The sequence below is a fragment of the Frondihabitans australicus genome (assembly GCF_003634555.1).
In the GTDB taxonomy this organism is placed as follows: domain Bacteria; phylum Actinomycetota; class Actinomycetes; order Actinomycetales; family Microbacteriaceae; genus Frondihabitans; species Frondihabitans australicus.
In genome coordinates this window covers 2,092,178-2,113,680 of sequence record NZ_RBKS01000001.1, presented here as the reverse complement: position 1 = coordinate 2,113,680, position 21,503 = coordinate 2,092,178, and the positions used below count along the sequence as shown (strand labels likewise).

The window sequence follows — 21,503 nt, the reverse complement described above, 5'->3', positions numbered from 1 at the left end:
GCCTCGTCGAGGGCCCGGGCGCGGTCGTCGTCGTCGGACTCGCCCGGAGAGGCCTTTGCCGGGCCGTCTCGCACCGGTGCTCCGGGATGTCTGGCGGCGAGGGCCTCGTGTCGGCGCAGGATCCGGCGCACGGCCTTCGCGGCCACCTCGCTCTGCGCCACCGGAGGCAGCGCCGGCCCTACCCGCCCCCAGAGCTGCGCTGCGATCACGCCCCAGGAGGCGTCGACGTCGGCGCGATGCAGATCGAGGCAGTGCGAGCACGCCGTGCGCCCGGGCACGACGACCGGGCCGACCCTGGTCGAGCGATCGCCCGTGACCACGGTGAGGTGCGGCAGGTCGACCCTCAACCACGCCGCGGCGACCGCCGGATCGTGAGCGTGCCGCGAGACGGCGACGCCGGCATCGGCGTCACCGGCGAGACCGGCCGACGTCGCATCGACACGCCGGACGGATGCATCGGAGGCGGTCAGCAGGGCCTCGATCGCGCGGGTCAGGTTGCAGGAGCCCGCCACCTCCACGACAGGGCGCCTCACCTTCCGCGGCTCGGCGAGAGCCGGTGCCAGCCGCTCGACGATCGTCGCCACCTCGGCGTCCCGCTGCCCCGTCCGGGCGATCAGCCCACCGAGCCCCGAGAGCCCGTGCCCCGACGCGATGGCCGACACGACGCGCTCCTCGCGCGCCGTGATGCGCTCGAGCACGACCACGGGCCGATCGGCGCCGATCTGCAGGGTGTGCGGATCGCGCCAGACCAGCGGGAGGCGTGGGTCGAAGCGGATGTCCATGGGCACGAATCATGCCCGAGATCCGCCGACGGGGGCGGAAGTTCTCCACAGGGGTGGCCGGGCGAGGCCGAACCCTGGGGAGTTCTCACCGGCGGCGGTGGGGTGATCCTGCGCCCGGCTAGTGCTCCGGCTCGTCGGCGGTGCCGTCGCCCGCCTCGCGTGGACGCTCGGAGGTGTCGTCGTTGAGGAGGTCTTCGATGGCGCGGTCGACGTCGTCGAGCTCGGGCTCGCCTCCGGTGAGACGTGCGATGAGCGCCGTCGGGTCGTCGATGTCGGCGGTCGTGGGGACGATGTCGGGGTGCGCCCAGAGGGAGTCGCGCACCTCGCCGGACGTCTGATCGGAGACGGCCTGCCACATGGCGGCCGCCTCGCGCAGGCGCCTCGGGCGGAGCTCGAGACCGACGAGGGTGGCGAAGGCCTGCTCGGCCGGGCCGCCCGCCGCGCGGCGACGGCGGACCATCTCGGCGATCGCGGTCGCCTTCGGCAGCCGCTCGGTGGCCTTGGCCGTGACGACGTCGACCCAGCCCTCGATCAGGGCGAGCGTGGTCTCGAGGCGGGCCAGGGCGGCGAGCTGCTCGTCGGTCTTCGGCGGGATGAGCGCACCCGACCGCATCGCCTCCTGCAACTGCTCGGGGTTCTGCGGATCGAAGTCGGCGGCGAGCTCTTCGAGACGGCTGGTGTCGATGGTGATGCCCTGCGAGAACTCGCGGATCGACGTGATGAGGTGCAGACGGAGCCAGCGCGCGTGGCGGAAGAGCCGTGCGTGAGCCAGCTCGCGGACGGCGAGGTAGAGCTGCACCTGCGAGGCGTCGACGTCGAGTCCCTCGCCGAACGCCGACACGTTCTGCGGCACGAGGGCGGCCTGGCCGTCGTCGAGCAGGGGGATGCCGACGTCGCCGCCCGAGACGACCTCGGTCGAGAGCTGACCGACGACCTGGCCGAGCTGCATGGCGAACAGCGCGCCGCCCACCGAGCGCATCACCTGGCTCGCACCGGCGAGCATGCCCTGCATCTCCTCCGGTGCCTGCTCGCTGAGCACGCGGGTGAGGGAGGCCGCGATGGAGTCGGCGACCGGCTCGGCCAACTGGCTCCACACCGGCATGGAGGCGCGCGACCACTCGGCGCGCGTGAGGAGCTTCGGGGTGGCGGTGAGCTCGGAGACGCTCACGACCTCGTCGAGCCAGAGGGCGGCGACGTGGAAGGCCTGCTCGAGAGCGCTCACCTGGCCAGGAGCCGTCTCGACCGCGGACTGAGTGCCGATGCCGGTGGCCTGCTCGGTGGCGAGGGACCAGTCGATCCCGTCGCCCGAGCGGTTGACGGCCGACTGCAGCTGGCTCATGAGCCGCGCCATGAACGCGGGGTCGTTGGGCAGCCCTGCGGCACCGACCAGCTTCGACGGGTCGATCTCGGAATCGCCGGACAGGAACTGCCGCAGCATGTCGCGGAACTCGTCCTCCGAGCCCGGCTGCGAATCTTCAGACATGGCAACTACGCTAGCCTCTGGCCTCACGACCAGCCTGGGATTCCCCCACTTCTGAGTGCCTTCCACTGCGCCCATGGCGAACAGTGCCCACAGCGAACAGTGCCCGTGGCGATCAGCGCCCACGGCGAGCACCCACGGGGCACCTCCCGCCGCAAGCACTACGAGAAACGAGCCCCGTGGCCTACTTCGCCGCACCCGAGACCCCGACGATCGCCCCGCCCCGCCGCCGACGCGGCGTCCTCGGCCTCGCTTTCCTCGGCGCGGCGCTCGTCATCGCGGTGGTGCTGTCACTGCTCCCCGCTCCCTACCTGATCGAGCAGCCGGGCCCGGTGTTCAACACCCTCGGCACGAACCCGTACGACGGCAAGCAGACGCCGCTGATCACGGTCTCGGGCCACAAGACCTACGCCACCTCGGGATCGCTCGACCTGCTCACCGTCAGCGTCGTCGGCAACCAGACGCAGCGTCCCAACTGGGCAGAGCTGGTCCGGGCCTACTTCGATCCCAGCCGCGCGGTGATCCCGGTCGAGGAGATCTTCCCCTCGGGCGTCTCCAACAAGCAGGTCGACCAGCAGAACACCATCGACATGCAGCAGAGCCAGAAGTCGGCCGTGACGGCCGCGCTCGCCGAGGAGGGCTACGCGGTCGGCACCGCCATCACCGTCTCGGACGTCGAGAAGGGGTCGCCCGCGAGCGGCAAGCTGGCGAAGGGCGACGTCATCACGGCCATCAACGGCCACTCGCTCACGTCGAACAGCGACGTGGACACCCTGCGCGCCCTCATCGCGAAGAACGGAGCGAAGCCGGCGACGATCGCCTTCCGCTCCGGCGACTCGACCGGTGTGAAGACGACCTCCATCACCCCGCAGGACGAACAGGGCACCTACCTTCTCGGCATCGGCGCCACCGTCACCTACGACTTCCCGTTCAGCGTCACCCTCAAGCTCGCGGACGTCGGCGGCCCGAGCGCCGGCATGATGTTCGCGCTCGGGATCATCGACAAGATCACGCCCGGCAAGCTGAACGGCGGCGCGAGCGTGGCCGGCACGGGCACGATCGACGCCGGCGGCACGGTCGGCGCGATCGGCGGCATCCGGCAGAAGATGTACGGCGCCCGCGAAGCGGGGGCGACCGTGTTCCTCGCACCGAAGAGCAACTGCAACGAGGTCACCGGCCACATTCCGTCCGGCTTGCACGTCTACGCGACGACGTCGCTGTCGCAGTCGGTGACGATCCTGAAGACACTCTCCGGCAAAGGCTCGACGAGCTCGCTGCCCACCTGCCCCGCGTCCTAGCCGCGCGGCGAGACTCCTCGAGGTCGCCCGAGCCGGGGCGTCGGGGGCTCGCAATGGTGTCGCCGAGGTTCTCCACAGGCTGAGCGCACGGAGCTCGACCGCGCAGGTCGGGCACATAGGATGGCGGTTCCACCTCTCCACGAGCCAGGAGCACCCTCTTGACTTCCTCTGCATCCGCGGCGTCGGGCCCCGCCTCGTCAGGCGCCGGTCGTCCGGGCCGGTCGTCGCGCGCCCCGATCCTGATCACCATCGGCATCATCGCCGTCCTGGTGATCTTCTTCTTCATCTTCGCCAGCCTCGCGACCGACTACCTCTGGTACCAGCAGCTCGGCTTCACCCGGGTCATCATGACCCAGTGGATCACCGGCACGTCGCTGTTCTTCATCGGGTTCCTCGCCATGGCCGCGCCGGTCTACGTCTCGATCAGCCTCGCATTCCGCTTCCGTCCGGTCTACGCGAAGCTCGGCTCGCAGCTCGACCGCTACCAGCAGGTCATCGAGCCTCTGCGTCGCACCGTCATGGTCGGCATCCCGGTCGTCCTCGGCCTGTTCGGAGGCATCGCCGCCTCTAGCCACTGGTCGATGGTGCTCGAGTACCTCAACCGGACTCCGTTCGGAAAGACCGACCCGCAGTTCCACCTCGACGTCGGCTTCTACGTCTTCTCGCTGCCCTTCTACCAGGGCATCGTCGGCTTCGCGTCGGCCGTCGTGCTGCTCTCGGCGATCGCCGCGCTGGCCACGAGCTACCTCTACGGCGGCCTCCGGCTCTCCGGCCGCGAGCTCAGGATCAGCCGCGTCGCCCGCGTCCAGATCGCGACCACCGCCGCCGTCTACCTCGCCCTCCAGGCGATCAGCCTCTGGCTCGACCAGTACGCCACCCTGACCGACGGCACGAACAAGCTGCTCACCGGCGCCACCTACACCGACGTCGTGGCAGGCATCCCGGCGAAGCAGATCCTCGCCTACGCGGCCGCGGTCGTCGCGATCCTGTTCATCGTCACCGCGTTCGCCGGGCGCTGGCGCCTGCCGCTCATCGGCACCGCGCTGCTGATCATCATCAGCCTCCTGATCGGCGCGGTGTACCCGTGGATCGTCCAGCGCTTCACGGTCGACCCCTCGGTCAAGACCGTCGAGTCGAGCTACATAGAACGGAACATCAAGGCGACGAGAGAGGCGTACGGCGTCGCGAACGTCAAGGAGACGAACTACGACGCCAAGTCGACGCCGACGAAGGACGCCCTCGCCGGTGACGCCGCGACGACCGAGAACATCCGCATCATCGACCCGAACCTCGTGACCGACGCGTTCGCACAGCTCCAGCAGTACAAGCAGTACTACTCGTTCTCCTCGCTCGACGTCGACCGCTACACGATCGACGGCAAGTCGCAGGACGTCGTCATCGCGGTCCGCGAGCTCGATCAGGCGAGCCTCGGCACGGCGAACACGCCGTACAACTCGACCTTCGTCTACACGCACGGGTACGGCGTCGTCGCGGCCTACGGCAACCGCGCCTCGAGCGACGGGCAGCCCGTCTTCCTCGAGTCGGGCATCCCGCAGAAGGGCGACCTCGGCACGTCCAAGACCATCCAGCCGCGCATCTACTTCGGCGAGAACAGCCCGCAGTACAGCATCGTCGGCGGCAACGGCCTCAACAAGGTCGAGCTGGACTACCCGTCCGGCAACGACGACAACGGCAACAACGCCACGACGACGTACTCGGGCAACGGCGGTCCGAAGCTCGACAGCCTGTTCTCGAAGCTGATCTACGCCATCAAGTTCCAGTCGACGCAGATCCTGCTCTCGAACGCCGTGAACTCGAAGTCGCAGATCCTCTACGACCGCGACCCGGCCACGCGCGTGCAGAAGGTCGCGCCCTACCTCACGATCGACAAAGACCCGTACGCGGCCATCATCAACGGCCACGTCGTCTGGATCGTCGACGGCTACACGACCACCGACGACTACCCCTACTCCGACCAGCAGAGCCTCACGGCCGCCACGTCGAGCTCGTCGGCATCGAACCCGGCCTTCCCGTCCGACCAGATCAACTACATCCGCAACTCGGTGAAGGCGACGGTCGACGCGTACACCGGCAAGGTGACGCTCTACGCGTGGGATTCCTCCGACCCGGTGCTCAAGACCTGGCAGAAGGTCTTCCCGTCGACGGTCAAGCCGATCTCCGACATGAGCGGCACGCTGATGAGCCATGTCCGCTACCCGGAAGACCTCTTCAAGGTGCAGCGCTCGATCCTCGGCACGTACCACGTGACCGACGCGGGGTCCTGGTACAGCTCCGACGACGCGTGGACCACTCCGAACGACCCGACGAAGTCGACCGGCGACTCGACCCTGCAGGCGCCCTACTACCTCACCATGAAGCTTCCGGGGCAGGACGCCGCCTTCCAGCTGTACTCGACGTACGTGCCGGAGCAGCAGACCCAGGCGAACCAGCGGAGCGTGCTCACGGGCTACCTGTCCGCCGACTCTGACGCGGGGAGCACGAAGGGCAAGATCGGCAAGGACTACGGCAGGCTCACGCTCCTCACCCTGCCGAAGACCGACAACGTCGCCGGCCCCGGTCAGGTCCAGGCGAACTTCAACTCCGACACGGCTGTCGCGAACCTGTTGAACATCCTGGCCAAGGGCGACTCCACCGTGAAGCGGGGCAATCTGCTCACGCTTCCGGTGGGCGGCGGATTCCTCTACGTGCAGCCGGTCTACGTCCAGTCGACCTCCAACACGTCGTACCCGATTTTGCAGAAGGTCCTCGTGTCGTTCGGCGACCGGATCGCGTTCGAGTCGACGCTCAAGGGGGCCCTCGACCAGCTCTTCGGCGGCGACTCGGGCGCCGCGACGAGCGACGGGTCGGGTACGGGGACAGGGACGGGTACAGGTACCGGAACTGGCACAGGAACCGGTACGGGGACTGGGACCGGTACAGGCACCGGCGGCTCCTCGACCGTCGACTCCGCAGCTCTGAAGCAGGCCCTCGCCGACGCGAAGCAGGCTCTGGCCGACCGCACCGCCGCCTACAAGGCGAACGACCTCGAGGCGGCCGCCAAGGCCGATACGGCGCTCCAGAACGCCATCAACGCCGCCATCAAGGCGGAGGGGAACGGGTAGCGGCCGCTCCTGCTCCCTCCTGCACCGCGACGCCGGGCGCCTCGTGCGCCCGGCGTCGCGTCCGCGCAGCCCGGCACGTACCCGACTGCCGCCGCCCCGCCCCGTGCCGTGCCGCATTTCGCGACCGAATCCGTCGCGGGGTCACACCCGTCACCGTGAGTGCGGGCTTCGGCGGGCGATCGTGTCGCGAATTCGCGACGTCGCACCGTCGTCCGGGGCAGCCGCAGACCCCAGCTACCGGCCTCGATTTGGGCGCGACCCGAGGCCGTGATAACGTATCTTCTTGTGCCGCGGGGTGGAGCAGTTCGGTAGCTCGCTGGGCTCATAACCCAGAGGTCGTAGGTTCAAATCCTGCCCCCGCAACAAATGAAGGCCCTCTGACCAGGGATTATCTGGTCAGAGGGCTTTCGTCATTCGCACCGCGACTTGGGTGGGTCCGGTTTGGACTCCGGTTTAGGTTTCGGGTCACCATGACTCGAACATCTCGCGAAAACACGCAAGGGATCGATTTCCTGACTCGCGAATCGTGGTGTCGCGGGTTCGAGTCCCGCCCTCGCATCAGACAAGGCCCCCTGGTCAGAAATTATCCCGAACAGAGGGCCCTTTTCTTGCCTGTACGTGGCCGCAAATCGCGCACGACTACGCGCTAGTTTTCGGAGCCGAGTCAGTTCACGCGAGGTACAGGCCCGAGTTGCCGGCTGCCTCGTAGGCGTCGAGGACTTGCTTGGGGAGTCTGCCGCGCACGCCGACCGTGAATCCGTTCGCCGCGGCCCATGCACGAACGGTCGACGGTGAGCCCGCAGTCGTGAGCGGGGCCGGCTCGGGCGTGTCCGAGATTCCTTTTCCCGCGATCGTGGTCGTCGTCAGTGCGCGGATGGGTTGGCCGGCCGTTGCATAGGTCGCCGGTTGCAAATAGTGGAGCAGGATCTCGAACTGGTCGGGGTGAACAGTCCGGGTGCCGAGTTGAAGCGCCTTTGCGTGTTTTCCGCCCGAGAACGACCCGTCCATCACGAGCATGACCGTGAATCGGGAAACGTTGTTCATGACACGTACCCCTAGGTCCTGCGCCCCCTTCTCCAGTCGTGCGCGCTGGTCGTCGTCGCAACCAGTAAAGGCGACCATTTCTCCAACGCGAAGCGGTGAGCCTAGTGCCCAGTCCTTGGGAAGGTCGCGTAGTCCGGCGCCGAGGCGGGCGGCACGAGCGCGGTCAGCCTGGTCGAGGACGGTCTTGACCACCGACGAGGAGACGGAGAGCAAGGCGGCGACTGTAGCCAGCTCGTGGCGCTCGTCGTGGGAGACGTGACCGTCGTCGAGAGCGCGGTGCGCCAAGGCGAGCATGAACGCCTCGTGCGCCAGGTCGAGATCGGAGGCCGTGAGGCCGTACTCGTCGCGGACACCCGTCAGCGCCTCGGATTCTTCCGCCGTGATGTCGCCGTCCTCGAGAGCATCGAGGAGAAGTTCGAGGTATGCCGTCGTTCCCGTGGGTGCACCCTCGTCGACGACATCCGCGAGACTCATGGCCGTCAACTGACGAATCAACGCGGGCTGCTTCGGGCGAGCCGATGTGATCCTGATAGGACCGGACGAACAGCCGCGTTCACCAGCCGGTCCTCCGAAGTCAGCGGTGGACGCGTGGGGCCGGCAGGCCAGGCCGTCTCAGCGGCTTCCGCACGGACGCTCGTCAGGGACCCATCCACCGCCGTTCCGAGATAGACGCTCAGCAGACCGGCAGTCGCACGAGCGTCGCCGAGCGCCGAGTGGGCGTCCTGGAGCTGGATACCGAGGGTCCAGCAGCAGTCGATAAGTCGTCGGCGATCCATATCGGGCAGATGGAGGTGGCTGGCGTTCAAGGTGCAGTAGGAAGGGAGCCAGGGGAGATCCCATCCGGCTCCCGCGAATTCGGTACGCAAGAAAGCGAGATCGAAGTTGGCGTTGTGCGCCACGATGGGCAAGCCGGCAATGCTGGCAGCGATCGTCGGCGCAACGTCGCGGAAGTAGGGGGCGCGGGCGACGTCGGCGTCGGTGATTCCGTGGACGTGCGTCGCCCCAACCGGGCCTTCGGGGTTGAATCGAGACGTGCACGTCGACGACTGTTCCTGACTCGTCCACGCGGACGATGGCGAGTTCCACGATGCGGTCACGGTTCGGCGACAGCCCCGTCGTCTCCACGTCAATCACGGCGTAGGCCATTCTTCGAGCCGGAACCACCGTCGTCGTCATCCCCTCGACCGACGGGATCTGGCTCACCTCGTCGCGCTGCGTGCGGCCGAAAAGCCGACTGACAACCCCATGGCGACCATCCTTCACGTCGAGCCTCAATGCTTGCACAATCGATGGCGGCGCCCAGTGTCGCGCGTTCGGGATCACCCGTGGCTAAAGAAATGTTCTTGACCGTCAAGTCGCTTCTCTCAAAAAGCGCTGCTCGACCGAACTTGCACATGAACAAAGGGGCCGCGATGCTCCACCGGGTGTTTTGGACACGCGGGACATGACCCAGGTGTCGCGGGTCCATCTCGAGCGGGACCTTGCGCAACTCCCGGTGCGGCTGCGCCGATGATTCGTCATGCGCCCCGTCGGCCAGATCACTGTAGCCAAGGATCGGGCTCCGGATCGTTCGCCGCAATCAGACTCGATATCTCCGTCTCGTGTTGAACGGCCCAGGCCACCGCCGAGTTCAGTGTGCCGAACGTCTTCAACCATGGTCGCTTCCCGCGCTCGTCGCGGCAATGCGCGTAAACGTCGAACACGAACGTCCCGCGCTCGGGCCGTTTCAGGACGTAGCCAATAGGTGTCGGCGTTCGGCGGATAAGCCAGACTCCTTGTCCGCCCGGGACGGGCGGGATGGCGAACGGGTGGGAATCCGGGCGGCGACGGAGGATCGCGTTAATGCTTTCACCGCTGCCTCGGACTCCCACGGCTGGGACGATACGGAGAGCCACCGACATTGTTGCGCTCTTCAGTGCTACCTCGGCAATCCAAAATGGCCTGGGACGTCCTCAGGCGTGTCACAGGTGCTTCGGAGAAAGCCAGATTGCGCCCTAGCGATGAATGTCGAATCGCTGGCATTCTGAGCACATGTCATGGAGCGGCGACTCGTGGTATGGAACAGACCCGACGGTAGAGCCAGCCCACATTCACGTCTATCCGAAACACAAGCGTCTTGACGTGCGCCTGCCCCGAGTGAGTGAAGTGCGTCTGAAACCGGCTGGTTCGCAGGACAGGCGAGGTCCTTCGTACGACAAGGTGCTCCACGGCGAGTCCGCCCAAGACGAGGTGTCAACCGCGTAGCTGGCAGAATACGGCTGCTGACATCCTGCGGCTAGCCGCTGAACTGCCACCCGGTCACGTCGGGGTGGTCCTCACCGCGCGTGTAGGACCACTCGCGGGCGTCCACCCGCCGCTGGGTGAAGTCGGCGACGGCATCGGGGTGGGCCGACGAGAGTCCGGGCACGTATTTCAGCACGTCGAGCACGAGCTTGTAGCGGTCGATGTCGTTGAGCATCGCCATGTCGAACGGCGTGGTGGTCGTGCCCTTCTCCCGGAAGCCCCGCACGTGCAGGTTGTCGTGGTTGTGGCGGCGGTAGGTGAGTTGGTGCACGAGCGACGGATAGCCGTGGAAGTCGAAGAGCACCGGCCGGTCGACCGTGAAGAGGGCGTCGAACTGGTCGTCGGTGAGGCCGTTCGGGTGCTCGCGCTGATCCTGGAGCTTCATCAGGTCGACGACGTTGACGACTCGCACGGCGACCTCGGGGAATTCGCGGCGGATGATGTCGGCGGCAGCGACCGTCTCGAGGGTGGGCACGTCGCCGGCGCAGGCGAGCACGATGTCGGGCTGGTCGTCGTCGCGGTCGGGGAGGCCGGGCGTGCCGGCCCACGCCCATTCCCCGGCACCGCGCAGCACGTGCTCCTCCGCTTCGTGCATGGACAGCCAGGCCGGTTGGTCCTGCTTGCCGGCGACGATGACCTGGACGGTGTCGACGTCGCGGAGCGCCTTGTCCATGACCGCCAGCAGGGTGTTCGCGTCGGGCGCGAGCGAGATGCGCACGAGATGCGCCTGCTTGTTCACGACCACGTCGAGGAAGCCCGGGTCCTGGTGGCTGAAGCCGTTGTGATCCTGCCGCCAGACATGGCTCGACAACAGGTAGACGAACGACGAGATCGGCCGGCGCCACTCGATGTCGCGGGTCGCCTCGAGCCACTTCGCATGCTGGTTGAACATCGAGTCGACGATGTGCACGAAGGCCTCGTAGGTGTTGAGAACGCCGTGTCGCCCGGTCAGCAGATATCCCTCCAGCATGCCCTGGAGCAGGTGCTCGCTCAGCACCTCGGTGACCCTGCCCGAGTGGGCGAGGTTCTCGTCGGACGCCAGGATGTGCGCGGCCCACGCCCGGTCCGTCACGCCGAAGACCGACTCCAGCTTGTTCGACACGGTCTCGTCGGGGCCGAAGAGTCGGAACGTCTCGGGGTTCATCGTCACGATGTCGGCGAGCCACTCGCCGAACGCGTGAGTCGCCGAGGCGGTGAGGGTGCGTGATCCCGCCGTGTCGACGGCGTGCGCCCTGAAGTCCGAGAGCCGCAGGTCGGTGCGGAGCCTGCCGCCGTTCGCGAATGGGGTCGCGCTCATGCGGGCGTCGCCGTGCGGCTTGAGGGTGGCCAGCGCCGAGGCGGGCAGGCCGTCGTCTCCGAAGAGTTCGTGGGGCCGGTATGACTTCATCCACTCAGCGAGCTGCTCCAGGTGCGCAGGATCCTCCCGAACGTTCGGCAGCGGCACCTGATGGGCCCGCCACGTGTTCTCGACCGGCAGCCCGTCGACCTCCTTGGGGCCTGTCCAGCCCTTCGGCGTGCGGAGGATGATCATCGGCCAGGCCGGGCGGGCGGCGTCGTGCGGGCCGTCCGACTGCCCAGCGGCCGACATGTCGGTGCCCGCGGCCTCGGGAGTGCTCGTGCGGGCCTGCTCCTGCGCCGCGTCGATGGCGGTGAAGGCGTCGTCGAGGGCCGCCGCCATGCGCTCGTGGACCTTCATGGGGTCTTCGCCGTCGTAGCCTCCGGCGACGACGATCGGGGCGTAGCCGTAGCCGCGGAACAGCGACAGCAGTTCGCTCTCGTCGATCCGGGCGAGGATCGTCGGGTTCGCGATCTTGTAGCCGTTGAGGTTGAGGATCGGCAGGACCGCACCGTCGTGCGCCGCATCGATCAGCTTGTTGGCGTGCCAGCTGGCGGCCAGAGGCCCCGTCTCGGCCTCGCCGTCGCCGACCACGCAGACGGCCACGAGGTCGGGGTTGTCGAGCACGGCTCCGTAGGCGTGCGACAGCGAATAGCCGAGCTCGCCGCCCTCGTTGATCGACCCGGGCACGTTCGGGGCATCGTGTGACGGGATGCCTCCGGGAAACGAGAACTGCTCGAACAGCCGCTGCATGCCGGCGCGATCGCGCGTGACGTCCGGGACGAGCTCGGAGTATGTGCCGTCGAGCCAGGCATTGGCGACCATGGCCGGGCCGCCGTGTCCAGGCCCGCAGACGTAGATCAGCTGCCGCTCGTCGCGCACGATCACGCGGTTGAGGTGGGCGTAGACGAGGTTGAGGGCCGGCGACGTACCCCAGTGGCCGAGCAGACGCGGCTTGATCTGCGCAGGGGTCAGGTCGCCCTGCAGCAGCGGGTCGTCCATCAGGTAGATCTGGCCCACCGTCAGGTAGTTCGCGGCCCGCCACCACGAGTCGACTGAGGTCAGGTCGGGCGCAGGAGCTGCGGACGCGTTCTCGTTCATGGCTCGAGGCTACGCACGGCCCGGTTCACGACGCCCGGGTGACAACCCGTATGGCTTCGCGGCGTACCCCGCCTACGTTCGGGCGGCAGACGGAAGGACATGCCATGGACCAGTACACGATGCAGGATCCGACGAAGATGTACGCCGACAAGAAGCCCGGTGAGCAGTACCTGCCTGGGCCGGGGACCGACGCCGAGATGGCGGAGAACGTGCGCGCCGACCACGGCGAGGAGACGTATCGCGGCTCCGGTCGCCTCGAGGGTCGCAAGGCGCTGATCACCGGCGGCGACTCGGGCATCGGAGCCGCGGTCGCCATCGCGTACGCTCGCGAGGGTGCCGATGTCGCCATCGTCCACCTTCCCGAGGAGCGGGAGGACGCTGATCGCATCGTCGGCATCATCCGTGACGCGGGTCGTACCGCAGTAGACATTCCTGGCGACTTGAAGGACCCGGCTTTCGCCCGCGCGGCCGTGCAGACCGCGGTCGAGGGCCTCGGCGGTCTCGACATCGTCGTGAACAACGCCGGCAAGCAGCAGAACACCGACAGCATCCTCGACATCTCCGACGAGGAGTTCGACGAGACCTTCAAGACCAACGCCTACGCCACGTTTTGGATCACGAAGGCCGCGGTGCCGCACCTTCCGCCGGGGTCGGCGATCATCAACACGACGTCGATCCAGGCGTACGCGCCGTCGCCGACGCTCGTCGACTACGCCGCCACGAAGGCCGTCGTCAACAACCTCGCCAAAGGACTCGCCGCGCAGCTCGCGCCGAAGGGCATCCGGGTGAACGCGGTCGCGCCCGGGCCGATCTGGACTCCGCTCCAGCCGGCCGGTGGGCAGCCGCCAGAAGACCTGCCGACCGTCGGCGAGGGCACCTACCTAGGTCGGTGGGGTCAGCCCGCCGAACTCGCCCCGGCCTACGTGTTCCTGGCGAGCAACGAGTCGTCGTACGTGGTCGGCGAGACCCTGCACGTCGACGGCGGCATGCCCACACCGTGATGCGCCCAGAACGAGAGAAGACGACATGAGCACCGAGAAGAACATCAGAGTGCACGATCGCGTCTCGTGGCGCTCATCACAGGGTCGTGTCCGCGGAGTAGTCGTCGAGAGGCGGAACACAGACAGCGAGTTCGACGGGCAAGCCTTCACCGCCACTCGTGAAGACCCGGTCTTCATCGTCGAATCCGAGAAGACAGCTGCCCGTGCAGCACACAAAGGCACGGCCCTGCGGAAACTCGCGTCGAAGAGCCGATAATCGTCTTCGTGCCGGCGCGACACATCGGGGCACAAACGCTGGAAGCCGACGTGAGTCCCGGCCTACCGTCAGGGGCATGGCTGATCGTATCCTCGCACTCTCCTCCGGCCGCGGCCTCGGGTTCTCGGCGTCGGGCGATGCCCTCGCGAGGCGACTCGTCGTCTTCTGCCTGCCGACGGGCATGGCGGGAGCGTTCGATCCCGATCCCCTGATCACGATGCCTGGGGTGTCCGGCTGATCACGCTCCACCGGCCAGGCTACGGCTCGTCGGCCCTATTGACTGCTGGTGAGGCGCCTTCCGTCGACGGCCGCGCCGACGATGTCGCCGAGTACGTCCGGACCGCCGAGACCGTGGCCGACGAGGTCAGCAAGGCCGACTTCGGCAGGATCGGCGTGATCCGCTGGGGCGCCGGCGCGGAATTCGCCGCTGCACTCGCCGCTCGTCCCCCCGAGCTGGTCGATCGGCTCGCCCTCGTCGCGCCGAGGGCTCCGCACCATGTCGGCCGCGACGAGCGTCACTCGGGCCTCGCCGAGTCGCTTCGAGCGCGCGCTGGCCACTCCGTCGACGAAGTCGCCGCTGACATCGCCGACAGCGGCTGGGACGATCCGGCGTCCTTGGGCGTCGCCGACAACGACCCCGCCTACGACACCATCGCCGGCCTCCGGCTCCGTCTCGAGCGGTCCGTCGCCGAGGCCGCGACGCAGGGGGCCCTCGGCGTCGCCGGCGACCTCATCGCCTTCCGCGACTCCTCCTGGCACGCGGGTGTCGGTGACATCACCGCCGACACGCTGATCGTGACCGGCGCGGCCGATGCCTCGGTCGACGAGAAGCAGGCGCACTGGTACGGCTCGCGGATCGCAGGAGCCGAGACGGTCACCTTGGACGGCGCCGGTCACCTCGTCATCGCCAGCGAGTGGGAACGCATCCTGCGACACGTCGCCCCGAAACACGGCGGTCTCCCGCCGGAGGTCCGAGACTGAACCGTGCCCACCTCGCCACCGGTTCATCATCGGCAGCTGAAGGCCGAGCACCGCGCCCCCGCCGTCATCGCGATCCTCGTTGCGCTCGCCCTCTACGTCACACTCCCGTCGGCGTTCTACCCGCCGCTGCGCTACGTCGTCGCCGGCATCGCCTTCGTCATGCTCGTCCCTGCGGTGATCCTCAATCCGCGCCGGATGAATCGCGAGACCCGCTGGTCGAAGTACCTCTCAGCCGGCCAGGCCGGACTACTTGCCGCGGCGAACCTCTTCGCCCTCGTCGAGCTGATTCAGCAGTTGGTGACCGGGTCGTCGACAGATGGGCCTCGGCTCCTGCTCGCGGCGCTCCAGGTGTGGCTGACCCAGATCATCGCCTACGCGCTCATCTTCTGGGAGCTCGACCGAGGCGGTCCGGTCACGAGGCGTCATGCCGAGCGGCGCAGCCTGCCGCACGCGGACTTCCGATTTCCGCAGGATGAAGACGCCGACGCCGACGCCGTCAAGGAGGTCGCGTCGGGTTCGTCGGAGAAGACCGGCTGGGTCGCGTCGTACTTCGACTACTTCTACTTCTCTCTCACCAACTCGATGGCCTTCAGCCCCACGGACACCATGCCGCTGACCACGAGAGCCAAGGCACTCATGGCGCTCGAGTCGGCGAGCGGGTTCATCCTGCTCGGCCTCGTCATCGCCCGAGCCGTCTCACTGCTGCACTGACCGCCGGCGCGAGCGTCACTCCAGCTTTCCCCACCGCGCTCGAGCGCCGAGGTAGAGGCCGTAGCAGACCACCCCGGCACCGACCAGGAACAGGATCACCCTGCCGAACGGCAGTCCCGCCAACGACTGGAGAGCACCGTCGAGACCCGTCGCCTTCTGCGGGTCGAACGTCCACGCCGCGATGACGAACAGGATTCCGACGACCGCGAGCGCCACGCCTTTCGCGATGAACCCGACGAATCCGAGCACGGTCACGGCGCTGCCGATCGTCCCGCCCGGCAGGTCGAGCTCTTTGCGGAACTTGGCCGTGACTCCGCGCACGACGAAATACACGCCCACGCCGACGATCGCCAGGCCGATCACGATCAGGAGGAGCTCGCCTCCCGGAGCGGCCAGAATCCTGGCGCTCAGGGTCTTCGACGACTTCGTCGAGTCGGTCGAGCCCCCGCGCGCGAACGTGAAGGCTGTCACGCCGATCGCGAGGAAGACGACGGCCTTCGACGCGAGGGTCACCCGATGCCAAAACGGGTGATCAAGCTCCTGGTCGCGGGAGTGAACGATCTGCACGACGTGCCAGCCGGCGAGTGCGACGAGGCCGACCACCAGCACCCACAGCACGACCACGCCCGCGGGCACCGAGGCGATCTGACGCAGCGCTCCCGACTGGTCGGCCTGCCCCGATGCGCCGTTGCCGGTCGCGATCCGGATCGCCAGGATGCCGATGAGCACGTGCAGGAGTCCGTTGACCGCGAATCCGCTTCGAGCCGCCGCGCGGAAGGGCCGTCTGGTGGTCGCGTCACCGGCGCGCTCGGCGGCATCGCTCGCGGCGTCACCCGCGCGCTCGGCGGCGTCGGCGGACGCGCGGCGGGCACTCGCTCTCCCGGACGACGGAGTCGTCACGGCGTGACCATCCCGTCATTCACAATTGAGCGTCTCGCCCGCGACGAAGCTCGACTCGGTGCTCGTGAGGAAGACGTAGGCGGGGGCAAGCTCCGCGGGCTGACCCGCGCGTCCCATAGGCGACTCGCTCGCCCCGAATTCCGGGAGCGACTGAGGGTCGACGCCGCCTGTCACCTGGAGGACCGACCATGTCGGGCCGGGCGCCACCACGTTGACCCGGATGCCGCGTTCGATGAGCTGCTGCGCGAGCCCCTTCGAGAAGTTGTTGATCGCACCCTTGGTGGTTGCGTAGTCGAGTCGGTCCGGCGCCGGCTGGTACGCCTCGAGGGACGCCGTGTTGACGATCGTGGAGCCGGGCCGCAGGAACGGCAAGGCGGCCTTGATGATCCAGAACGGCGCGTAAACGTTGGTCTTGAAGGTGAGGTCGAACTGCTCGTCGCTGATGTCCTCGATCTTCTGCTGCCAGACCTGTTTTCCGGCCACGTTCACCAGCGCGTCGAGCCCACCTAGACGTTGCACCGCCTGTTCCACGAGTTCGCGGCAGAACGCGGCGTCGGTGAGGTCGCCAGGGAGAGCGACTGCTTGCGATCCTGCTGCCTCGATCTGCTCGATGACGTGATCGGCGTCGGCCTGTTCCGAGGGCAGGTATGAGAGGGCCACATCGGCACCTTCGCGTGCGAAGGCGATAGCCACAGCGGCACCGATCCCCGAGTCGGCTCCCGTGATGAGAGCCTTACGGCCCATCAACCGTCCCGTTCCTCGATACGAGCTCTCGCCGAGGTCGGGAACGGGCGTCATCTCCGATTGCAGACCGGGCTCGGCTTGTTGCTGCACCGGGGCCGAATGGTCGGGTAACGGCTTGTCGGATCACCGAACGTGTACTGGTCGTCTGATGCGTGGCTCATCGCAGAGGTGTCGCGAGTTCGAGGTTGATGTCGTCAGGGTCCTGAAGAGGCAGGATGGCGATGCCGAACGCGGGCAGGTCGGTCACCTTGCCATGCTCGATGCCCGCCTCCTCGAGTCGTGCGGCAGCGTCGTGGAGGTCTTCAACCGATGCGACCATGAAGCTGACGTGATCCAGGCCCACCCGATCGGGGTTGAACGTGTCAGTCCTCGGCGCGACGGGTCGCAAGCCCAGCGTCTGCCCGTTGAATGTGAAAGAACAGCCTCCGTAGGTGCGATCTGGGTCATCGTGAATCGTCAAGTCATCGATCTGATCGCTGAAGTCGCTTCCCGGCCGCTGCCCGAACAGGCGCGTGTAGAACTCCTTGCTACGCCGGATATCCGTGACCGTGAGTCTCACGTGTGAGAACCCGTGCGGTATGGCGATCGGCCGGTCGACATCACCGGCCGGGTTCGTCGCCTCGCTCATGACTGGCCGAGAAACTCAAGAAGGTGTCGGTTCCACTCGTCCCGGTGCGTGACCGTGACGCCATGCGGTCCGCCCTCGATGAGCACCAGCTGAGCCGACGCCACGGCCTCATGAGTCCTCTTGCCGCTGACTTCGAAGGGGACGATGCCGTCGGAGTCGCCGTGGATCACGAGCGTCGGAACGTCGATCTTCGGAAGGTCTTCACGGAAATCGGTCGTGGCGAACGCCACCGTGCAGTCAAGGGTGCCCTTGGGCGACGCGAGCTCGGCGATCGCCAGGTTGTACGCCGCCTGCTCGTGGCTCACGAGTGGCTTGTTGAGCAGCGAGGGCTCTCCCGCCGTGAAGAACATGGTGATGAACTGCTTCAGGAAAGCAGGGCGGTCGCCCGTGATGCCATTGTGGAACCAGGCCGCGAGGTCGTCGTCCACGCCGCCATCAGGATTGTCATCGCCCTTGTAGAGGTACGGTGGCACGGCGCTGGCGAAGACGAGTTTTGCGATCCGGTCCGTGCCGTAGATCGAGACGTAACGGGCCAGTTCACCGCCGCCCATCGAGAAGCCGACCAGCGTGACGTCCGAGAGGGCGAGGTGCTCGATGACCGCCCTGAGGTCGGCCGCGAAGGTGTCGTAGTCGTAGCCTTCCCACGGCTGCGACGACTGTCCGAACCCGCGCCGGTCATAGGTCACTACGCGATATCCGGCCTCGACGAGTGCCGGGACCTGCCCCTCCCAGGAGCGGCCGCTTAGAGGCCACCCGTGGACGAGCACGACGGGCTTGCCGTCACCGACGTCCTCGTAGTGGAGTTCGACTTCAGGTTTTCCGGTCTGAGAAACGGTGAGGAACGGCATGGGTGGACCCTTTCCGATTCGGTGCGAACGAGCCGAACGTACGCCCGGCGCCTCGTGGACCGTCGGGTACCCGCAGTCGCGCTGTACCCCGAGGAGCACGATGGGCCCATGGCGCTCATCCTCATCGTCCCGGGGCTCGCCGTCCGGCACTACGCCGCCCCCGCCGCCGCCGCGCTCCGGGCGCGCGGGCACGACGCCCATCTGCTTCCTGCTCCCACCTGGCACGGTGTGCCGGTCCAGCTCGACCACTACGGGCGCCTGCTCGGTGCCGAGATCGACGACGGTGCACGCGACGTCGACCTCCTCGTCGGGCTGTCGGTCGGCACACAGGCAGCGGCCGCAGCCGCGGGGGCCGGTCGCAGGATCCGCCGGCTCCTGCTGATCAGCCCCACTGTCGCGCCCGAGTTGCGCACCCCCACCCGCTTGGCAGCAGCCTGGCTTCTGCGCAAGCAGAAGGGCGACCCCGAACTGTCGCAGAATCTGCCGGACTGGGCCCACAGCGGAATCCCACGGATCGTGCGCGGTCTCGTCTCGGCGACCCGCACGCCGATCGAAGCGTCCCTGCGAGGGTTCGACGGCCCTCTCACCATCGCGCATCCCGAGTGGGACACCCTCGGCGGTGAGCGCTATGCACGAAGCCTCGGCGGACGCTTCGTGCAGATCCCGAGGCAGGCGCACTCCTGGCCGGTCAACGATTCGGAAGCCTTCGCCCGATTCGTCGAAGGGTTGATCACGACCGAGGAGGTCCCATCGTGAGTCTCGATCCCGAGAAGGTCGTGGCGGCCTTCGACTCGGCCAGCGTCCTCCACGCTTCCACGGTGGCAGCGCTCACCGGGCGGGCTTTTCCGAACCTCGGCAACCCGCGGATCGCCGGTGACGCCGCTCGAATCGCGAGCCACCTGCCGTGGTCGGTGCTCGGGCCGATCTACGCGCGCATCGGCGGAGCCGAAGGCATCGACCCTGAGACACTCGCCGACGTCGACCTGTCTCGGGTGGCGGCGAGTTTCGCGGGCGCGTACGACGGAGGCCTCTACCCGGCCGTGTTCATCGGCTCGAGCAACGGCGCCCTGACCCATCTGGCGGCGGCCATGGGTGCTCCTTGGCTGCCCGGTACCGTCCTCATCCCCGTGCACCACGTCGGTGACGCCGAGCGGGCCGATCGCGCCCTCGACTTCGGCCGGGAAGTCGGCCCGCGGCTCCTGCGCTCGAACCCCGACGTGACCCTGCACCAGATGCACGACAGCGCGCAGGATCAGCTGATGGTCGCCCGCATGGCGTACTTCCGCACCAAATGGTCGACCCTTCCCGACGCCTACGCACGATTCCTCGGAGACGCGCTGGCCCCCGACGCACCCGTCTATCTGATCCACGACGAGTCGACCTGGCCCGTCACGCGCGTCGGCGACCGCCACGCGTTCCAGGTCGGCGGCCGCGGCGGAGTGACGCCGGACGAGTACCTGGCGATGCCCTACGCGCCGCAAGCCGACGACACGTCCCCGGAGGCCGAGTGGGGATCCGACCCCGGCTTCTCGCAGGGTGTCCGCGACTGGTGCGCCGCCAACGGGCACACACTCGTCGATATTGTCGTCGACGGCCCGCAGGAGGCGTCACACCCGGTGGCAGAGATCATCCGCGACTGGACGCGCTTCCGAGGCGGCGAAGCGGACCGCCTCGTCGTGCCCTCGTTCGTGCTCGGCGATCCGGGCGAGACGCTGCGTATCGGCGCGGTCCCGTTCTGGACGTTCTTCCCGGTCGAATCCGCCCTCGATTCGCTGCGCTTCCACCTGCAGAACAGCGAGCCTTACAACGAGGTCGACGCGTTCCTCTTCCAGCACGGTGCCGAGTCCCCGAGACGCGTCACGCCCGACGACGTCCGCGCCACCATCCAATCGTTCGGCCAGGGCGCCTTCGCCCACCTGCCGGCCCTGCGTGCCGACGCGTCACCGCACGACATCGGAGCCATGGGCCGCTACCGCGACTTCTTCTCGCAGGAGCCGACAGCCCGACTCGACGACGCACCCCTCGCCCCCGACGAGGTGACCGCCGCACTCGGGAGCATCGTCGGTGAACGGGGTCGCACCCTCGTCACAACGGAAAGGAACCACGATGGCTGACGAGCACGACGACGATGCGACCTGGAAGGACTTCCACGACGCCGTGAACATGGGCCCCTCCGAGATCGAGAAATGGCTCGACACAGACGAGTCGAAGGAGGTCGGCCAGAAGAAGGGCGGCGGCGAGTCGACCGGTCACGCGAGCGGTCGCCGGATCGTGGCGATCCTCCGCACAAAGAAGGCCGACCTGACCAACAGTGACTTCACGCACATGCGGAAGGTCGTGGGCTACGTCGCACGGCATTCCAAGCAGCGGCCCTCGGGCGACACCAGCGACATTCCCTGGCGGTACTCGCTCATGAACTGGGGCAACGACCCCGACAAGAAGTGACCGTCCCCATCTACGGCTAGGGCTTGCGACGGGAACGCCGCTCACGGCGTGGGAATACGTACCACAGCACCAGGAGACCGATCAGCACGCAGGAGGACGCGACGATGCCCGCCGTCAGCGAGGCGACGACGTCGAAGACAAGCAGGACGACGCCCGTGATGCAGGCCGCGACACAGATCAGAATGACGTCGAGGAGCGCGCTGGAGATCGCGACGATCCGATCCTTCTCGCCGCGACGAAACAGCATTCGATGCAGGCTCACCGGGGCCAGACCCAGTGCAGTCGCACTGGCCGCGAGGATCACGAGGACCAGGTACACGTCCACCTGGAATTCGTTCAGCGACGTGAACCTGTTCTGAAAGGCCACGGCCAGGAGGAATCCGGTGAGGATCTGGGTTCCGGTCTGGGTGACCCTCAGCTCCTGCAGGATCTCGGAGAAGTTGCGGTCCAGACGCTCGGTCTCGGTCTCGTCGCGGCCGTCGCCGGGTAGGGCGTCGGCGTCCGGGGCGTGCTGCTGCTCGGCCATGCCGAGATGCTACCGAC

18 protein-coding genes, 1 tRNA gene and 2 pseudogenes are annotated in these 21,503 nt (G+C 67.6%); 11 read left to right on the top strand and 10 right to left on the bottom strand.

Going from position 1 to position 21,503, the window contains the following annotated elements:
- Positions 1–900: 900 nt before the first annotated feature.
- Entirely contained in the window at positions 901–2,265 is a 1,365-nt protein-coding gene (locus tag C8E83_RS09880) for a zinc-dependent metalloprotease (RefSeq protein WP_121369736.1), read from the bottom strand.
- A gap of 176 nt (positions 2,266–2,441) precedes the next feature.
- Between C8E83_RS09880 and C8E83_RS09875 the strand changes: the two genes are divergently transcribed.
- The 3 genes from C8E83_RS09875 (at position 2,442) to C8E83_RS09865 (ending at position 7,045) form a co-directional block, all read left to right on the top strand.
- Positions 2,442–3,560 carry a YlbL family protein gene (locus tag C8E83_RS09875; RefSeq protein ID WP_121369735.1) on the top strand — a complete coding sequence of 373 codons (1,119 nt, stop codon included), beginning with the start codon at positions 2,442–2,444 and terminating at the stop codon, positions 3,558–3,560.
- A gap of 158 nt (positions 3,561–3,718) precedes the next feature.
- On the top strand, positions 3,719–6,682 hold the full coding sequence (locus C8E83_RS09870) for a UPF0182 family membrane protein (RefSeq protein ID WP_425454762.1): 2,964 nt from the start codon (positions 3,719–3,721) through the stop codon (positions 6,680–6,682).
- Positions 6,683–6,971: 289 nt separating this feature from the next.
- A tRNA-Met gene (locus tag C8E83_RS09865) sits at positions 6,972–7,045 on the top strand.
- Positions 7,046–7,351: 306 nt separating this feature from the next.
- Here the strand turns inward: C8E83_RS09865 and C8E83_RS19890 are convergent.
- The 4 genes and pseudogenes from C8E83_RS19890 to C8E83_RS09850 all read right to left on the bottom strand — a co-directional run bounded on the left by C8E83_RS19890 (position 7,352) and on the right by C8E83_RS09850 (position 12,446).
- Positions 7,352–8,200 (bottom strand): Lsr2 family DNA-binding protein, encoded by an 849-nt coding sequence (locus tag C8E83_RS19890; protein WP_121369734.1) that lies wholly within the window; start codon positions 8,198–8,200, stop codon positions 7,352–7,354.
- A 17-nt stretch (positions 8,201–8,217) separates the two neighbouring features.
- A complete protein-coding gene (locus C8E83_RS20020) occupies positions 8,218–8,823 on the bottom strand; it encodes a 3'-5' exonuclease (RefSeq protein ID WP_281270804.1) in 606 nt (201 codons plus the stop codon).
- Positions 8,747–8,902: pseudogene (locus C8E83_RS20085) on the bottom strand (exonuclease domain-containing protein); the annotation flags it as partial. The gene C8E83_RS20020 and the pseudogene C8E83_RS20085, both read right to left, overlap by 77 nt.
- A 1,099-nt stretch (positions 8,903–10,001) precedes the next feature.
- Positions 10,002–12,446, bottom strand: a complete 2,445-nt coding sequence (locus C8E83_RS09850) for a phosphoketolase family protein (protein WP_121369732.1) — start codon at positions 12,444–12,446, stop codon at positions 10,002–10,004.
- Positions 12,447–12,550: 104 nt separating this feature from the next.
- Between C8E83_RS09850 and C8E83_RS09845 the strand changes: the two genes are divergently transcribed.
- The 5 genes from C8E83_RS09845 (at position 12,551) to C8E83_RS09830 (ending at position 15,395) form a co-directional block, all read left to right on the top strand.
- Positions 12,551–13,447 carry a glucose 1-dehydrogenase gene (locus tag C8E83_RS09845; RefSeq protein ID WP_121369731.1) on the top strand — a complete coding sequence of 299 codons (897 nt, stop codon included), beginning with the start codon at positions 12,551–12,553 and terminating at the stop codon, positions 13,445–13,447.
- Positions 13,448–13,472: 25 nt separating this feature from the next.
- Positions 13,473–13,703 carry a hypervirulence associated TUDOR domain-containing protein gene (locus C8E83_RS09840; RefSeq protein WP_121369730.1) on the top strand — a complete coding sequence of 77 codons (231 nt, stop codon included), beginning with the start codon at positions 13,473–13,475 and terminating at the stop codon, positions 13,701–13,703.
- Positions 13,704–13,779: 76 nt separating this feature from the next.
- The gene (locus C8E83_RS19500) at positions 13,780–13,941 is read left to right on the top strand and encodes a hypothetical protein (RefSeq protein ID WP_170159908.1); all 162 of its coding nucleotides are present in this window, start codon (positions 13,780–13,782) and stop codon (positions 13,939–13,941) included.
- 38 nt (positions 13,942–13,979) lie between these two features.
- The gene (locus tag C8E83_RS09835; RefSeq protein ID WP_121369729.1) at positions 13,980–14,684 is read left to right on the top strand and encodes an alpha/beta fold hydrolase; all 705 of its coding nucleotides are present in this window, start codon (positions 13,980–13,982) and stop codon (positions 14,682–14,684) included.
- A gap of 3 nt (positions 14,685–14,687) precedes the next feature.
- Positions 14,688–15,395 carry a hypothetical protein gene (locus C8E83_RS09830; protein WP_121369728.1) on the top strand — a complete coding sequence of 236 codons (708 nt, stop codon included), beginning with the start codon at positions 14,688–14,690 and terminating at the stop codon, positions 15,393–15,395.
- Between the two features lie 15 nt (positions 15,396–15,410).
- Here the strand turns inward: C8E83_RS09830 and C8E83_RS09825 are convergent, their stop codons facing one another.
- From C8E83_RS09825 to C8E83_RS09810, 4 genes and pseudogenes are all read right to left on the bottom strand, one after another.
- Positions 15,411–16,295, bottom strand: coding sequence for a DUF1206 domain-containing protein (locus C8E83_RS09825; protein WP_121369727.1), 885 nt, complete (start codon positions 16,293–16,295; stop codon positions 15,411–15,413).
- Positions 16,292–17,200 (bottom strand): annotated as a pseudogene (locus C8E83_RS09820) (SDR family oxidoreductase). Before C8E83_RS09820 ends, C8E83_RS09825 begins: the two are co-directional and overlap by 4 nt.
- Positions 17,197–17,667: a VOC family protein gene (locus C8E83_RS09815; protein WP_121369726.1), complete on the bottom strand. Its 471-nt coding sequence runs from the start codon at positions 17,665–17,667 to the stop codon at positions 17,197–17,199. The pseudogene C8E83_RS09820 and the gene C8E83_RS09815 overlap by 4 nt, the downstream one beginning before the upstream one ends.
- A complete protein-coding gene (locus C8E83_RS09810; RefSeq protein ID WP_121369725.1) occupies positions 17,664–18,515 on the bottom strand; it encodes an alpha/beta fold hydrolase in 852 nt (283 codons plus the stop codon). The genes C8E83_RS09815 and C8E83_RS09810 overlap by 4 nt, the downstream gene beginning before the upstream one ends.
- A 108-nt stretch (positions 18,516–18,623) precedes the next feature.
- On the opposite strand from C8E83_RS09810, the gene C8E83_RS09805 reads away from it, so the two are divergent.
- Genes C8E83_RS09805 through C8E83_RS09795 form a run of 3 tightly spaced genes read left to right on the top strand, consistent with a single transcriptional unit; the run spans position 18,624 to position 20,960 of the window.
- Entirely contained in the window at positions 18,624–19,271 is a 648-nt protein-coding gene (locus tag C8E83_RS09805; protein WP_121369724.1) for a hypothetical protein, read from the top strand.
- Positions 19,268–20,629: a hypothetical protein gene (locus tag C8E83_RS09800; RefSeq protein ID WP_121369723.1), complete on the top strand. Its 1,362-nt coding sequence runs from the start codon at positions 19,268–19,270 to the stop codon at positions 20,627–20,629. The genes C8E83_RS09805 and C8E83_RS09800 overlap by 4 nt, the downstream gene beginning before the upstream one ends.
- Positions 20,622–20,960, top strand: a complete 339-nt coding sequence (locus tag C8E83_RS09795; protein WP_121369722.1) for a DUF3140 domain-containing protein — start codon at positions 20,622–20,624, stop codon at positions 20,958–20,960. The genes C8E83_RS09800 and C8E83_RS09795 overlap by 8 nt, the downstream gene beginning before the upstream one ends.
- Positions 20,961–20,976: 16 nt before the next feature.
- Here the strand turns inward: C8E83_RS09795 and C8E83_RS09790 are convergent, their stop codons facing one another.
- Positions 20,977–21,486: a DUF6328 family protein gene (locus C8E83_RS09790; protein ID WP_121369721.1), complete on the bottom strand. Its 510-nt coding sequence runs from the start codon at positions 21,484–21,486 to the stop codon at positions 20,977–20,979.
- Between the last annotated feature and the right edge of the window lie 17 nt (positions 21,487–21,503).